The 12,611-nt window shown below is 71.7% G+C and carries 14 protein-coding genes; 6 read left to right on the top strand and 8 right to left on the bottom strand.

Going from position 1 to position 12,611, the window contains the following annotated elements; genetic code table 11:
• Nucleotides 1-61: 61 nt before the first annotated feature.
• Genes mnhG through QM641_RS02310 form a run of 6 tightly spaced genes read right to left on the bottom strand, consistent with a single transcriptional unit; the run spans nt 62 to nt 6,236 of the window.
• Nucleotides 62-409: a monovalent cation/H(+) antiporter subunit G gene (mnhG, locus tag QM641_RS02335; RefSeq protein WP_415113041.1), complete on the bottom strand. Its 348-nt coding sequence runs from the start codon at nt 407-409 to the stop codon at nt 62-64.
• Complete coding sequence (locus QM641_RS02330; RefSeq protein ID WP_415113039.1) at nt 406-675, bottom strand: monovalent cation/H+ antiporter complex subunit F; 270 nt, start codon at nt 673-675, stop codon at nt 406-408. The genes mnhG and QM641_RS02330 overlap by 4 nt, the downstream gene beginning before the upstream one ends.
• Nucleotides 672-1,235, bottom strand: coding sequence for a Na+/H+ antiporter subunit E (locus QM641_RS02325; protein ID WP_415113037.1), 564 nt, complete (start codon nt 1,233-1,235; stop codon nt 672-674). Before QM641_RS02325 ends, QM641_RS02330 begins: the two co-directional genes overlap by 4 nt.
• Nucleotides 1,232-2,794 (bottom strand): Na+/H+ antiporter subunit D, encoded by a 1,563-nt coding sequence (locus tag QM641_RS02320; protein WP_415113035.1) that lies wholly within the window; start codon nt 2,792-2,794, stop codon nt 1,232-1,234. The genes QM641_RS02325 and QM641_RS02320 overlap by 4 nt, the downstream gene beginning before the upstream one ends.
• Nucleotides 2,791-3,306: a Na(+)/H(+) antiporter subunit C gene (locus QM641_RS02315; protein ID WP_415113033.1), complete on the bottom strand. Its 516-nt coding sequence runs from the start codon at nt 3,304-3,306 to the stop codon at nt 2,791-2,793. Before QM641_RS02315 ends, QM641_RS02320 begins: the two co-directional genes overlap by 4 nt.
• Entirely contained in the window at nt 3,303-6,236 is a 2,934-nt protein-coding gene (locus QM641_RS02310; RefSeq protein WP_415113031.1) for a Na+/H+ antiporter subunit A, read from the bottom strand. Before QM641_RS02310 ends, QM641_RS02315 begins: the two co-directional genes overlap by 4 nt.
• A gap of 71 nt (nt 6,237-6,307) precedes the next feature.
• Between QM641_RS02310 and QM641_RS02305 the strand changes: the two genes are divergently transcribed.
• The 3 genes from QM641_RS02305 to QM641_RS02295 all read left to right on the top strand — a co-directional run bounded on the left by QM641_RS02305 (nt 6,308) and on the right by QM641_RS02295 (nt 8,113).
• Nucleotides 6,308-6,610, top strand: a complete 303-nt coding sequence (locus QM641_RS02305; protein ID WP_415113029.1) for a ribbon-helix-helix domain-containing protein — start codon at nt 6,308-6,310, stop codon at nt 6,608-6,610.
• Nucleotides 6,611-6,688: 78 nt separating this feature from the next.
• Entirely contained in the window at nt 6,689-7,390 is a 702-nt protein-coding gene (gene nucS / locus QM641_RS02300) for an endonuclease NucS (protein WP_415113027.1), read from the top strand.
• A 45-nt stretch (nt 7,391-7,435) separates the two neighbouring features.
• The gene (locus tag QM641_RS02295) at nt 7,436-8,113 is read left to right on the top strand and encodes an HAD hydrolase-like protein (RefSeq protein ID WP_415113025.1); all 678 of its coding nucleotides are present in this window, start codon (nt 7,436-7,438) and stop codon (nt 8,111-8,113) included.
• Between the two features lie 172 nt (nt 8,114-8,285).
• Here QM641_RS02295 and QM641_RS02290 read toward each other — a convergent pair whose 3' ends face one another.
• Nucleotides 8,286-8,492, bottom strand: coding sequence for a cold-shock protein (locus QM641_RS02290; protein ID WP_415113023.1), 207 nt, complete (start codon nt 8,490-8,492; stop codon nt 8,286-8,288).
• Between the two features lie 147 nt (nt 8,493-8,639).
• On the opposite strand from QM641_RS02290, the gene QM641_RS02285 reads away from it, so the two are divergent.
• Nucleotides 8,640-9,131 (top strand): GNAT family N-acetyltransferase, encoded by a 492-nt coding sequence (locus QM641_RS02285; protein WP_415113020.1) that lies wholly within the window; start codon nt 8,640-8,642, stop codon nt 9,129-9,131.
• A 182-nt stretch (nt 9,132-9,313) separates the two neighbouring features.
• On the opposite strand, the gene QM641_RS02280 is transcribed toward QM641_RS02285, so the two are convergent.
• The gene (locus QM641_RS02280) at nt 9,314-9,955 is read right to left on the bottom strand and encodes a hypothetical protein (protein WP_415113018.1); all 642 of its coding nucleotides are present in this window, start codon (nt 9,953-9,955) and stop codon (nt 9,314-9,316) included.
• Nucleotides 9,956-10,181: 226 nt separating this feature from the next.
• Here QM641_RS02280 and QM641_RS02275 point away from each other — a divergent pair, with 226 nt between their 5' ends.
• Nucleotides 10,182-10,820: an ABC transporter ATP-binding protein gene (locus QM641_RS02275; protein ID WP_415113016.1), complete on the top strand. Its 639-nt coding sequence runs from the start codon at nt 10,182-10,184 to the stop codon at nt 10,818-10,820.
• Nucleotides 10,817-12,310 carry a hypothetical protein gene (locus tag QM641_RS02270; protein ID WP_415113014.1) on the top strand — a complete coding sequence of 498 codons (1,494 nt, stop codon included), beginning with the start codon at nt 10,817-10,819 and terminating at the stop codon, nt 12,308-12,310. Before QM641_RS02275 ends, QM641_RS02270 begins: the two co-directional genes overlap by 4 nt.
• Nucleotides 12,311-12,611: the final 301 nt, after the last annotated feature.

Genomic DNA, 12,611 nt, shown 5'->3' with positions numbered 1-12,611 from the left:
TCGCCAATGGCACCGAGGTCAGGGCGGCGTCAGCGCGGGGGCGTCCGAGGTCAGGGCAGCGTCAGCGCGGGGGCGTCCGACGCGACGCGGCGAGCTCGTCCACATAGAGCGAACGCTCGTCCACGGTGCCGTTGCGGTACGCCTGCCGGCCCACCATGTGCGCCGACAGCGGCGCGGTGGCGAAGTGGATCACGATCACCGGCGTGAGGAATGCCACGACCTCCCACGAGCGCAGCGACAGCGCGATCGCGAGGCAGATGAGCGCGAAGCCGAGCACCTGGGGCTTGGTGGCCGCGTGCAGGCGCGTGGGCACGTCGCGGAAGCGCAGCACGCCGATCGCCGCGGTCAGGCACAGGAGGGCCCCGGCGAGGATCAGCACGAGCGAGATCGTGTCGAGCAGCTCGTTCATCGCGGTCCCCCATCCCGGCGGGCGACGAAGCGTGCGATCGCGATCGACCCGAACACGCCGACGGCCGCGACGATCAGCAGCAGCGGCAGACTCCGCGTGTGGTGGTTGATCGCCATGTCGGCGCCCAGCACGCAGATCACGAGCGTCAGCAGCACGTCGGCGGCCACGGCGCGGTCGAGGATCGACGGACCGACGATGACCCGCCACACGGTCAGGAGCACGGCGGCGGTGAAGGCGACGTAGATCGCGGCGAGCAGGAGGTTCATACGGCATCCGTCCTCTCCGCCCGCATCGCGGCGACCTGCGCGCGGGAGCCGACCGCACGCACGAGGCGCCCCTCCCAGTGCTGCACAGCAGCGCGCTGGCGTTCGAGGTCGGCGTCGTTGCGCACACCGAGCACGTGGAGGTAGAGCACGTGCCGGTCGCGATCGATGTCGACGATCAGCGAACCCGGGATGAGGGATGCCGTCACCGCCACGTGCGTCATGATCAGGTCGTCCTCGGTGACCATCGGCACGGCGATGACAGCCGTGCCCGGATAGCGCCGCGGATCGAGCACCTGCCAGGCCACCGTGAGCGAGCCGACCACGAGCGCCACGAGGAACTCCGCCACGAACACGAACAGCCACCAGAGATTGACCCGGCCGGACAGCTCCACCGCGGGCAGGCGGAACACCCGCGTGACGAAGACCGCGACGATGACGCCGGTGACCGCCGCGAGCATCGTGAACTGGCCCCACAGCAGCATCCACAGCGCCACGAGCCACACGAAGAACGGCAGCTGGCGCCACACGGCGCGCGCGAGCTCGCGGGTCTGGGTGGTCATCGCCCCGCCTCCTCGTGCAGCTGCTCCAGGGTCGTCGGCACCAGCAGCGCCTCGCCGATGTGCGCGCACAGCTCGTACAGGGGGCCGGCCAGCACCGTCAGCGCGATCGTCACGGCGACCATGCCGGCGGTCGCCGCGGTCATGATGCGCGGGATCGCGCGGCGCACCGTCTGCGTCGCGGCGGCCGGAGCGCCGTCGAGGTAGGCGATGCGTCCGGCGACGTCGGGCTCCTCCGTCTCGTCGTCCTCCCGCCAGAACGACAGATTCCATGCCCGCATGAGCGCGTACAGGGTCAGCAGCGACGTGACGATGCCGCCGACGATGAGCACGTACATGAGCGGGGTGCCCGTCGAGGCGGCCGCGTCGAACAGCGCGAACTTGCCGATGAAGCCCGAGAACGGCGGCAGCCCGCCGAGGTTCACCGCCGGAAGGAAGTACAGCGCCGCGATCAGGGGCGCGGTCCGCATGAGCCCCTTCACCTTGAGGATCGAGGTCGACCCGGCGCGGCGCTCGACCAGGCCCACGGCGAGGAAGAGCGTCGTCTGCACCACGATGTGGTGGACCATGTAGTAGATCGTCGCGCTCAGCGCCGCCTCGGTGCCGATTCCGAGGCCGAAGACCATGTAGCCGACGTGGCTCACGAGCGTGAACGACAGGATGCGTTTGAGCTCGGCCTGCGCGACGGCGCCGAGGATGCCGACGACCATCGTCGCGAGCGCCACCACAAGCAGCAGCGCGTTGATGTCGTTCTCCTGGAACACCTGCGTCTCGGTGCGGATCATCGCGTACACGCCCACCTTCGTGAGCAGTCCCGCGAACACCGCGGTGACCGGCGCCGGGGCCGTCGGGTAGGAGTCGGGCAGCCAGAACGAGAGCGGGAAGACCGCGGCCTTGATGCTGAAGGCCAGGATCAGCAGGAGATGCAGCACGAGCTGGGTCTCCTGCGGCAGCGCGGTCATGCGCTCCGCCACCTGCATGAGGTTCACCGTGCCCAGCGCCGCGTAGATCGCGGCGATCGCGGACAGGAACAGGATCGACGAGACGAGCGAGACGACGATGTAGACGACGCCGGTGCGGATGCGGGACTCGGTCGATCCGAGCGTGATGAGCACGTACGAGGCCACCAGGAGGATCTCGAACCCGACGTACAGGTTGAACAGGTCGCCCGCGATGAACGCGTTGAAGATCCCCGCCGCGAGGATCAGATAGGAGGGGTGGAAGATCGACACCGGCGTGTCGTCGTCGCCGTCCGCGGCGCCCTGACCGACCGAGAACAGGAGCACCGCCAGCAGCACCACGCTGGAGACGACCACCAGCAGCGCCGCGAGCCGGTCGACGTAGAGCACGATGCCGAACGGGATCGGCCAGCCCCCCACCGATACCGCGATCGGCGCGCCTCCCGTGTCGACCGTGTACAGCAGCACCGCCGCGATCGTCAGCACCAGCGTCAGCGTGACGATCGACACCGCCACCTGCACCCGCCGGCGCCGACCGAAGGTGAGCGCGATCGCCGCGCCCAGGAGGGGCAGCGCCACGAGCAGGGGGACCAGGCCGCTCATCGTCGGCTCTCCGGGCGATCGGTGGGCGCATCGTCGCGGATCGCGTCGAGGTCGCGGTGGCGCAGCACGGTGATCGGCGCGGTGACCGTGCCGACGAAATCGCTCGTGGCATCCTCGTCGCGATTCTCGTCGTCCATCGTGCGCTCGTCCTCGGCGGCCCGGGCGCGCACGGCGAGGTCGGCTTCGTCGTCGGGCACGGTGTCGGCCTGGCCGAGCTGCCAGGAACGGTAGATGAGGGCCAGGAGAAAGGCCGAGACCGCGAACGTGATGACGATGGCCGTGAGCGTGAGCGCCTGCGGCAGCGGGTCACTCAGCTCGTCGGGCGATGCCGCCGCCCCGTAGAACGGCGCGAGCCCCGGCTCTCCCGTCACGACCAGCAGAAAGAGGTTCGCCGCGTTCCCCAGCAGCAGGAAGCCGATGAGCACGCGCGTGAGGCTGCGCTCGAGCATCGCGTACACGCCGGCGGCGAACAGCACGCCCATGATCACGATCAGGATGAGAGAGACGTTCACCGGACCGCCACCCCCCGGCCGCGCAGCTCCTGCGCCTGCCTGTCCACCTCGGCACCGAGCGAGCGCAGCACGTCGAGCACGAGCCCGATCACGACGAGGTACACGCCGACGTCGAAGATCGTCGAGGTCACGAACTCGACGTGCCCGAGCAGCGGCAGCTCCGCCTCCAGCACCGCGCTGGTCAGCGGTGCGAGCCCGAAGAAGATCGGCACCACCGCGCACGCGACGGCCAGGGCCATCCCGGCGCCCAGCAGCCGCCCGGCATCCGTCGGCGACGCCGCCCCCAGCTCGTACCGCCCGCCCGCGATGTAGCGCATGACGAGCGCCATGCCCGCCACCAGTCCCCCGGCGAACCCGCCGCCGGGGAGGTTGTGGCCCGCGAACAGCAGGTAGATCGACACCACGATGATCGTGTGGAAGAGGATGCGGACGATCACCTCGAGCATGATCGAGCGGTTCTCCGGGCGCACGCGCTGGCCGCCGACCAGCCACGCCTGGCGCGTGCTCCCGGTCGCCGCGGCGCGCGGCCGCGGCCCGTCGGCGGTCTCCACGAGCGGCCGGTGCGTGCGGACGGCCGCCGTCGGCAGCGACGAGATCGTCCGCGAGAGCGTATCGGAGCGGTGGGTGACGAAGACGAGGGATGCCACGCCCGTGGCGGCGAGGATCAGCACCGACAGCTCGCCCATCGTGTCCCAGCCGCGCAGATCGACGAGGGCGACGTTCACGACGTTCTTGCCGTGGCCGAGCTCGTAGGCGAGCTCGGGGAAGCTGTCGGAGATCGGCCTGTCCACCCGAGCCCCCGTGGCCACGACCGCGACGATCGCCATCGTCACGCCCACCGCGATCCCCAGGAGCGCGCGCAGCACCGGGAGCACGGAGGCGTTGTGGGTGCCCAGCCGCGCCGGGATGCGGCGCAGCACCAGGGCGAAGGCCACGAGCGTCACGGTCTCCACGAGGATCTGCGTCAGGGCGAGGTCCGGCGCGCCGCTCGTGGCGAACAGCAGGATCATCCCGAGACCGGTCACCGAGACGAGCACGACGCCGGTGTAGCGCTTGCCGGCTCGGACGGCGACGACCCCGGCGAGGATCATGATCGGCGCCACGACCACCTGCATCGGCGTCTGCCACGGATCCAGGTTCGCGCGCCACTCCGGTCCGGCCAGGAGCGCGGTCCCCTCGGCCGCGACCAGCACGACGAAGATCGTGCCCACGTACACCGGGAGCGATCCGCGCTGGGTGAGGTTCGCGGTGGCGACCGCGACGCGGGCGACGCCGCGCAGCGTCGCGTTGTACACGCCGCCGGCGGTGAACGGCAGCAGCCGCGAGCGCCAGCGCGTGACCTGCACGAGCCAGAACACGCCCACGCCGACGACGATGCCGCCCAGCGACAGGAACAGCGCCGGCTCCAGCCCGTGCCACAGCGCCAAGTGGTAGGCGTGCGCCGGCGCGGCGACGCCGGGGCTCGCCGCCGGCGCGGTGTCGGCGTAGCCGGCCAGGGCGCGATCGATCAACAGGGCCGACAGGCCCGCGACGAGGGTCAGCGCGGCCAGCACGAGGGGCGGGGCGATGAAGCCGAGCGGGGGGTCGGGCCAGCGGGTGGGCGGGAGGGCGTGGCCGGCGGCATCCTTCTTCGTCCAGAACGCGCCCCAGAAGAAGCGCAGGCCGTACGCGGTGGTCAGCGCCGAGCCCGTCACGATCCCGCCGAGGGCCACGATCGCCCAGCCCGCACCCGCGCCGCTCTCGTGCAGCAGCGCGGTGAGCGCCGCCTCCTTCGCGACGAAGCCGATCATGGGGGCGAGCCCCATCATCGACGCGACCGCGAAGGCCGACGCGACCGCGAGCGTCGGCGCCTGCCGGCCGACGCCGGACAGCTCGCCGATGTCGCGCGTGGACAGCTGGCGGTCGATCACGCCGACCACGAGGAACAGAGCCGACTTGAACAGCGCGTGGCCCAGCAGCAGCGCAAGGCCTGCCAGCGCCGCGTCGCGCGTGCCGTACCCGAGCACCACCGTGAGCATGCCGAGCTGGCTCACCGTGCCGAAGGCGAGGATGCGCTTGAGATCCGACTCGCGCAGCGCCTGGAGCCCCCCGAGCAGCATCGTGAACACGCCGAGCGAGATCACGACCGGCCGCCACGGCTCGGCGAGCGCGAACACCGGCGCGAGCCGTGCGATGAGGTACACGCCCGCCTTGACCATGGCGGCCGCATGCAGGTAGGCGCTCACCGGGGTGGGGGCGGCCATGGCGCCGGGCAGCCAGAAGTGGAACGGGAAGATCGCCGACTTGCTGAGGGCCCCCACGAGCACCAGCACCAGGGACAGGTCGACCAGCGGGCCGTGCGGGGCGGCCTCCAGCAGACCGGAGAGGCTGCTGGTGCCGGTGTGGACCACCAGCAGCACGACGCCGATCAGCATGACGAGCCCACCGAGCGTCGTGACCATCAGCGCCTGCAGCGCGGCCCGACGGCTCGCTCCTCGGGTGTGGTAATGCCCGATCAGGAGATAGGAGAGCACGCTCGTGACCTCCCACAGCATCACGAGCACGACGATGTCGTCGATGAGCACGAGGCCGTACATGGCGCCCGCGAACCCGAGCAGCACGGCGGCGAACTGCCCGACGCCGACCGTCTTGCCCGCGAAATACCAGCGGCAGTAGAGCATGACCAGGGCCCCCACGCCGGTGACGATGAGCGCCATGATCCAGCCCAGGGTGTCCATGCGCATCGAGACGGCGAGCCCCAGCGAGGGGATCCAATCGTATGCCTCGAACGGAATACGACCGGAGAGCACCGTGGGCGTCTGGGCGATCGCGAAGCCGAAGGCCGCGATCGGCAGCAGCGCCGCGACGCTGAACACGCGCGGCCCGATGCGCGAGAACAGCCACGGGATCACCAGCGGAACGATTGCGAACGCGGCGAGGAGGATCAGCACGGGCTACCTCCTGCTGGTCGTCAGCACGGACCGGGGATGCCGGGGGGACTCCGCGCTCGGGCGATCAAGGCGTGCCTCCATCCTACGGGCGGAGGGCCTTTCCAGGATGGCGCTGGAGAAGCGCTCCACCGACGATCGGCGGGATCCCCGTCGCCGAACAGCAGATCACCGCCTGGGCGACCGAGGCGGAAGAGGGATACGACATCGAGGCTCTGAAGAGGCGCGGCCGAGGGCGGCCGGGCAGAGGCTCCGCCCCTACCCAGGTCATCGCGCTTCGACTCACTCTGGAGGAGATCGCAGCACTCGATGCTCGCGCGAAGCGTGAAGGAAAGTCGCGATCAGAGGTGATTCGCGCGGCACTGAGGGCTGCATGAAGGCTCACCCGTCCGCGTTGAAGCATGGATCGCCGGGACGGATGCCATTCATGCAGCGGCGCCGGGTAGCGTGGAGCGGTGAGACTCGTCATCGCCCGCTGCTCCGTCGACTACGCCGGCCGGTTGAACGCCCACCTCCCGCCCGCGACGCGCCTGCTCGTGCAAAAGGGCGACGGGAGCCTTCTCGTGCACTCCGACGGCGGCTCGTACAAGCCGCTGAACTGGATGAGCCCTCCGTGCTCGCTCGTCGTGGAGACGCCGGACCCGCCCGACGAGCCGGGCGACGAGGTGGTCGTCGAGCAGTGGCGGGTCACCCACGCCAAGAGCGGCGACGCTCTCACCGTGCGCCTCTACGAGATCCTGCACGACTCCACGCACGAGCTCGGGGTCGACCCGGGACTGATCAAGGACGGCGTCGAAGCCGACCTGCAGCGCCTCCTCGCCGAGCAGGTCGGCGTGATCGGCGAGGGACTCACCCTGGTCCGGCGGGAGTTTCCCACCGCGATCGGGCCGGTCGATCTGCTGCTGCGCGACGCCGCCGGCGGCACGGTGGCCGTCGAGGTCAAACGCCGCGGCGACATCGACGGCGTCGAGCAGCTCACGCGCTACCTCGAGCTGCTCGGACGCGACCCGCACCTGGCGCCCGTGGCGGGCGTGTTCGCCGCGCAGGAGATCAAGCCCCAGGCCAGGGTGCTCGCCGCCGATCGCGGCATCCGCTGCGTGACCCTGGACTACGACGACCTCAAGGGCGTCGAGTCGGGCGCCCCGCGCCTGTTCTGAGCCCTGGGCGTCTCGATCGTTCGAGGCCGCTTGTAGGCTGGAGACATGCCGCCGAGATCGCCCTGGTCATGCATTCTGTGGGACGTCGACGGCACGCTGGTGGATGCCTCGGACGGCATCCTGCAACGCCTGACGCGCACGCTGGATCACTTCGGACACCCCGAGCCCACGCGCGCGGAGCTCGTGCACTGGATCGGGCCGCCCATGCACGAGTCGTTCCAGAAGAACCTGGGCATGTCCCCCGACCAGGCCGCCGAGGCGGTCACGTACTTCCGCGCGCTCGGTGACGTAGACGGCCACACCGGTGGGGCGCGCACCTATCCGGGCATGGTGGAGCTGGTCGCCGACCTCGCTGCGGCCGGGGTCGCCCAGGCCACGGCGAGCTCGAAGCCCGAGCCGCAGGTCGTCGCCCTCATGGAGCACTTCGGACTCGCTCCGCACCTGCAGGCCACCGCCGGCGCCTCGGCCGACGAGCAGACGATGGCGGCCAAGTCCGACATCGTCGCCGAGGCGCTGCGCCGGCTGGATGCGCTGGGCCTCAACACCGATCGCGCAGTCCTGGTCGGCGACCGCCACCACGACGTGGAGGGCGGTCGAGACAACGACGTGCCGGTGATCTTCGTGCGGTGGGGGTTCAGCTGGCCGCACGAGTCGGAGGGCGCACAAGCGGTGGTCGACACCGTCGATCAGCTGCGCGCGCTCCTACTGGTGGACGCGGACTGAGCCGCGCCGCGCCCCCGCGCCGCATGCCCCGGCCCACACCCCCGGCATCCCGCCCCCGCGACTCACTGCTTCTGCTCGCGAGTCACTGCCCCCGCGCCGAGTCACTGCGCTGCAGCACAAGGACTCGCCGGCAGAGCAGTGACTCGCACGCCGGGAGGGTGAGGCGAGTGCGTCAGATCGGGCGGATGTTCTCCGCCTGCAGGCCCTTCGGGCCCTGCGCGATCTCGAACTCGACGCGCTGGTTCTCCTCCAGCGAGCGGTAGCCGCTCGCCTGGATCGCGGTGTAATGGGCGAAGACGTCAGCGCCGCCCTCGTCCGGAGCGATGAACCCGAAGCCCTTCTCCGAGTTGAACCACTTGACGGTGCCGCTGGTGCTCATGAACTGCCTTACTGCTGTGCTTCCACCGGCGCAAAACGCGCCCGCGTGCTCCCACGGTAGCCAACTCGAGCGTCCGCCGTCGCGCACACCACGAGATGGTGACACAAATGTTGCATCGGATGCCGCGGCGATGGGTACGGTGATGCCGTGGCACACGTGGACCTCCGGCCGTTCGACGACGACGACCTCGACGCCGTCTTCGAGATGATGCGCGACCCGGATGCTGTCGCCCTGGCATCCTTCACCGCCGACGATCCGGACGATCGCGCGGCCTTCGACGCGTGGATCGCCGCCGAGCGGGCAGCCCCGTCGGTCGCGCTCCACGTCGTGACCGAGGACGGCGGGTTCGTGGGCACGGCGGCGGCGTTCCAGGCCGACGGCGACCGCGAGGTGAGCTTCTGGATCGCCCGGTACGCGTGGGGGCGCGGCGTCGGCTCCGCCGCGCTGCGCCTGCTGATCACGAGGGAGCCGGAACGTCCGCTGTACGCGCGGATCGCCGCGCACAACGCCGCGGCGATCGCGCTCGTGACCGCCGCGGGCTTCACCGAGGTCTCGCGCTCGCTCGCCTACGCCCCGGCGCTCGGCCGAGACGTCGAGGAGGTCGTGTTCACACTCGTCCCAAGCCTCGACGGGGTGTGAGGCCCTGCGAGATCGCGGCCTCTGCCCCGCGGGAGCCCAGCCTCTTCGACCGGGTCGCGCCGGCACGATGCGCATAACTCAGGCAGAACACCGAACCAGCCGCCTGAACCCCGCGTCGGCGCGCGAATTGCCTGAGTTATGCGCACTGCGGCAGCGCACCGGGCGCGAGGCGCCCTCGGCCTTCAGAGCCCGGCCTCGTCCAGCATGCGCTGCACCTCGGCGTCGACGGCGGCCTTCAGCTCCGGGTTGCGCTCGAGGGCGAGGGCAGCGAACCGGGCCGAGGCCAGGTGGTGGACGAGCGCGGAGGAGTGCAGCTGGTGCCAGGCGGCACCGACCTCGCCGGCGCGGGCCGGGATGATCGACCGGACGTCGACCGGTCCGTGCACGTCGAGGTCGAACCGCCCCGTCACCGGATCGGTGTGGGCGCGGCGCTGGGATGCCTCGACCGCCGCCCGCGCCCGCGCGGTGCGACGTCGCTCCCGCGCGATATCGAGGCGCACGCGGAACACCGCGTACGCCTCGGGCGTGCCGCGCCGCATCAGCTCGCGGACGAGCTCGCCGTGGCGCCGGGTGAGACCGGCGAGCTCGACAGGAGTGAGCTCGCCGTCGGCGACGCCGCCGAACTCCGCCCTGGCCAGCCGAGCGGCAAGCTCCTGCGCCGAGGCCGCGGCATCGACGGAGATGCCGCGGCGGCGCATGCGGTCGCGGGCCTGCTGCTCCGTCACGGAGGCCAGCTCGTCGGCCAGCTCGTCCGGGACCTCGAACAGCGAGGCGATGGCATCCGCCGCGGGCCGGGAGTGGTGGGGACGCACGGGCTCGCTCATGCCGCCCACACTGCCCACGATGGGGCGGCGCCGCAAGCCCGCAGGAATACAGACACGCACCCGCGCTTCACTTGGCACGTTTCGTCGCCGCGGGCAGCGTCGGCGACCATACGCGCCAGGTATGCGCACGGCACCCGCGCTTCACTTGGCGCGTTTCGTCGCGATACGCGAGTTCGGCGACCATACGCGCCAGGTTCACGCCGTTCCTCGGACGGCGCCTGGGAGGATGGGAGCTGTGATCGAGGTGGACAGCGTCGACGTCGTCGCGGGTGACGCGACGCTGCTGGCTCCTGTCTCGGTGTCGACACGGCGCGGCGAGGCCCTGGTCGTGCGCGGCCGGAACGGGAGCGGAAAGTCCACGCTGCTGCGCGTACTGGCCGGCTCCCGCGCGCCATCGCACGGCACCGTGCGGATCGGCGGCGAGGCGGTGACCGAGCGCGATCGCGGATTCCGCCGCCGGGTCGCCGCGATGATCGGCCTGCCCCCGCTGGCCCCCGATCTCACGGTGCGCGACCACGTGACGCTGGTCGCGACGACCTGGTGGGACGACCCGCGCGCCGCGACGCGGCGTGCGGAAGAGGTGCTCGCCGAGCTCGGCCTGTCGGCATCCGGCAGTCGATTCCCGCACGAGCTGTCGTCGGGGCAGATGCAGCTGCTCGCCCTCGCCATGGTGCTGGCGCGCCCGTTCGAGGTGCTGATCCTCGACGAGCCCGAGCAGCGGCTCGACCCGGGGCACGTCGCGTCCGTCGTGCGCGCTCTGCGAGCCCGGCGCGACGGAGGGGCCACCCTGGTGGTCGCCACGCACAGTCCTGTGCTCGCGGAGGCACTCGCCGACCGGACGCTGCAACTGGATGCCGCGGCATGAACGGACGGGCACGGGCGGCCTTCCAGCTGTGGCGGGCACGAAACGCACGGACAGCCGGAGGACGCGCATACGTCGTGTACGCCGTCGTCATGGTGATGCTGGTCATCGTGGCCCCGCTGGCGCGGGCGATCTGGGTGAGCGCGACGAGCCCTGCGGGCATCGCCCTGCTCACGTCCCCGATCGCGCCGCGCGCGACCGGGTTCGTCGTCGCGACGCTCTGGGCGGGTGCGCTGCTGCTGGGCCGGGATCGCGGCCCCGCGCTGCTGCCGCCGCTGCTCACGCACGCGCTCGCCACCAGCGAGCTGCCGCGCTCCGGAGCGTTCGGCCCGCCAGTGCTGCGGGCCGGTCTGCTCGTGACCGCCATCACCGCGCTCGTGGCAACGGTGATCGGCGGCGGCCTCGCGCACCACGGGGCGACGGACCTGCTCGGCATGGCCGTCTTCGTCGCGGCAGGAGCGCTCGTCGGCGTCGTCACGACCATCGCGTGGCTTGCCGGGCAGTCGCTTCCGCGTGCCGCAGTGCCGCTCGCGCTGAGCCTGTTCGGGCTCGGAGCGCTGACGGCGGTGGCGCCCGGGGCGCTCCCGTTCGTCCCGTGGGGCTGGGCCGGACTGGCCTATCCCGGCGGTGGACCGTCACCTGCCGTGGTGCTGCTCGCGGCCTGTGCCGCCGCGCTCGTCGCCGCAGTGCCGACGCTGCTGAATCGGCTCGGCCTCGAGGAGCTGTCGGCGCAGGCCGCACGGTGGGACTCGGCCGTCACGCACGCGACCGGACTGGAGCTCGGCGCAGCCGCGGAGCGATACCGAATGCGCCCCCGGCTCGGCCGTCGGATCCGTGCCGTGCGCCCGGTGCGCCCGGTGACGCTGAGGTTCCTGCTGCGCGACGCGATCGGCGCGATCCGCACACCCGGACGGCTCGTCGTCGGCGTGCTCACGCTCGGGTCGGCCGGGGCGCTCCTCGTGCTTGCGCTCGCCCCGGCCGCTCCGGCCTGGCTCCTCGGCGCCGGCGCCGGCGTGCTCCTGTTCGCCGGCCTCGGCCCGCTCACCGATGGGATCCGGCACGCGGTGGCCGTGGCATCCGGCACGCCTCTCTACGGGATCAGCGACGAACGACTCCTCGCCGGCCACGCACTGTTCCCGCTGGCCGTCGTCGTCATCGTGCTCGTCGCGACGGTCGTCGTCTGCTCGATCGCCGCCGGCGTGCCGGCCGCTGCGGCGATCGTCAGCGCGCTCGCGGCGGGGCTCCTCGCCCTCGCCGCACGTGTGGGAAACGCCCTGAAAGGTCCCCTGCCGCCCTCGCTCCTCGCCCCGATCCCGACGCCGATGGGCGACCTGGGTGCCGCCGCACGAGTGGTCTGGGCTCTCGACGGGCCGATGCTCGCCGCGGCGGCGGGAGCGGCGGCCGTGCTCGCGTTCGTCCATCCTCTGCTGCTCGTCGGCGTGGTCGTCGCGGTCGCAGCGGTGGGCATCAGCCGCTGGCGGCATCGAGGGTAGCTCGTGGGCACGGTCGCCCGTCGGGACCGGCTCGTTCGCTTGGCGCGTTTCGTCGCCGCGGCGGCATTTGGCGACCAGACGCGCCAACTCTGCGCCCGGCGCCCACGCCAAACCTGGCGCAGCTCGTCGCGACACGCGGGGTTGGCGACCGGATGCGCCAAGTCTGCGCCCGGGACAGCCGGCCCCGGCTCGCGGCGAGCCCTGCCGACGAAAATGAGCGAAGGGCCCCTACCGGGACCCTTCGCTCATTCGTGCGCGAGGGGGGACTTGAACTGATCCGTTCCCCCTCGCGCACGAAATC

This window comes from Microbacterium sp. (genome assembly GCF_047605725.1).
Lineage (GTDB): Bacteria > Actinomycetota > Actinomycetes > Actinomycetales > Microbacteriaceae > Microbacterium.
The sequence above is the reverse complement of the archived record's forward strand: the minus strand, read 5'-3'. Positions and strand labels throughout refer to the sequence as shown.

Excerpts from the sequence above, each read along its gene's own strand:
- mnhG (WP_415113041.1), bottom strand. The coding sequence starts at position 409 with ATGAACGAGCTGCTCGACACGATCTCGCTCGTGCTGATCCTCGCCGGG.
- QM641_RS02280 (WP_415113018.1), bottom strand. The coding sequence starts at position 9,955 with ATGAGCGAGCCCGTGCGTCCCCACCACTCCCGGCCCGCGGCGGATGCC.
- QM641_RS02325 (WP_415113037.1), bottom strand. The coding sequence starts at position 1,235 with ATGACCACCCAGACCCGCGAGCTCGCGCGCGCCGTGTGGCGCCAGCTG.
- QM641_RS02275 (WP_415113016.1), top strand. The coding sequence starts at position 10,182 with ATGGGAGCTGTGATCGAGGTGGACAGCGTCGACGTCGTCGCGGGTGAC.
- QM641_RS02270 (WP_415113014.1), top strand. The coding sequence starts at position 10,817 with ATGAACGGACGGGCACGGGCGGCCTTCCAGCTGTGGCGGGCACGAAAC.
- QM641_RS02295 (WP_415113025.1), top strand. The coding sequence starts at position 7,436 with ATGCCGCCGAGATCGCCCTGGTCATGCATTCTGTGGGACGTCGACGGC.
- QM641_RS02330 (WP_415113039.1), bottom strand. The coding sequence starts at position 675 with ATGAACCTCCTGCTCGCCGCGATCTACGTCGCCTTCACCGCCGCCGTG.
- QM641_RS02290 (WP_415113023.1), bottom strand. The coding sequence starts at position 8,492 with ATGAGCACCAGCGGCACCGTCAAGTGGTTCAACTCGGAGAAGGGCTTC.
- QM641_RS02320 (WP_415113035.1), bottom strand. The coding sequence starts at position 2,794 with ATGAGCGGCCTGGTCCCCCTGCTCGTGGCGCTGCCCCTCCTGGGCGCG.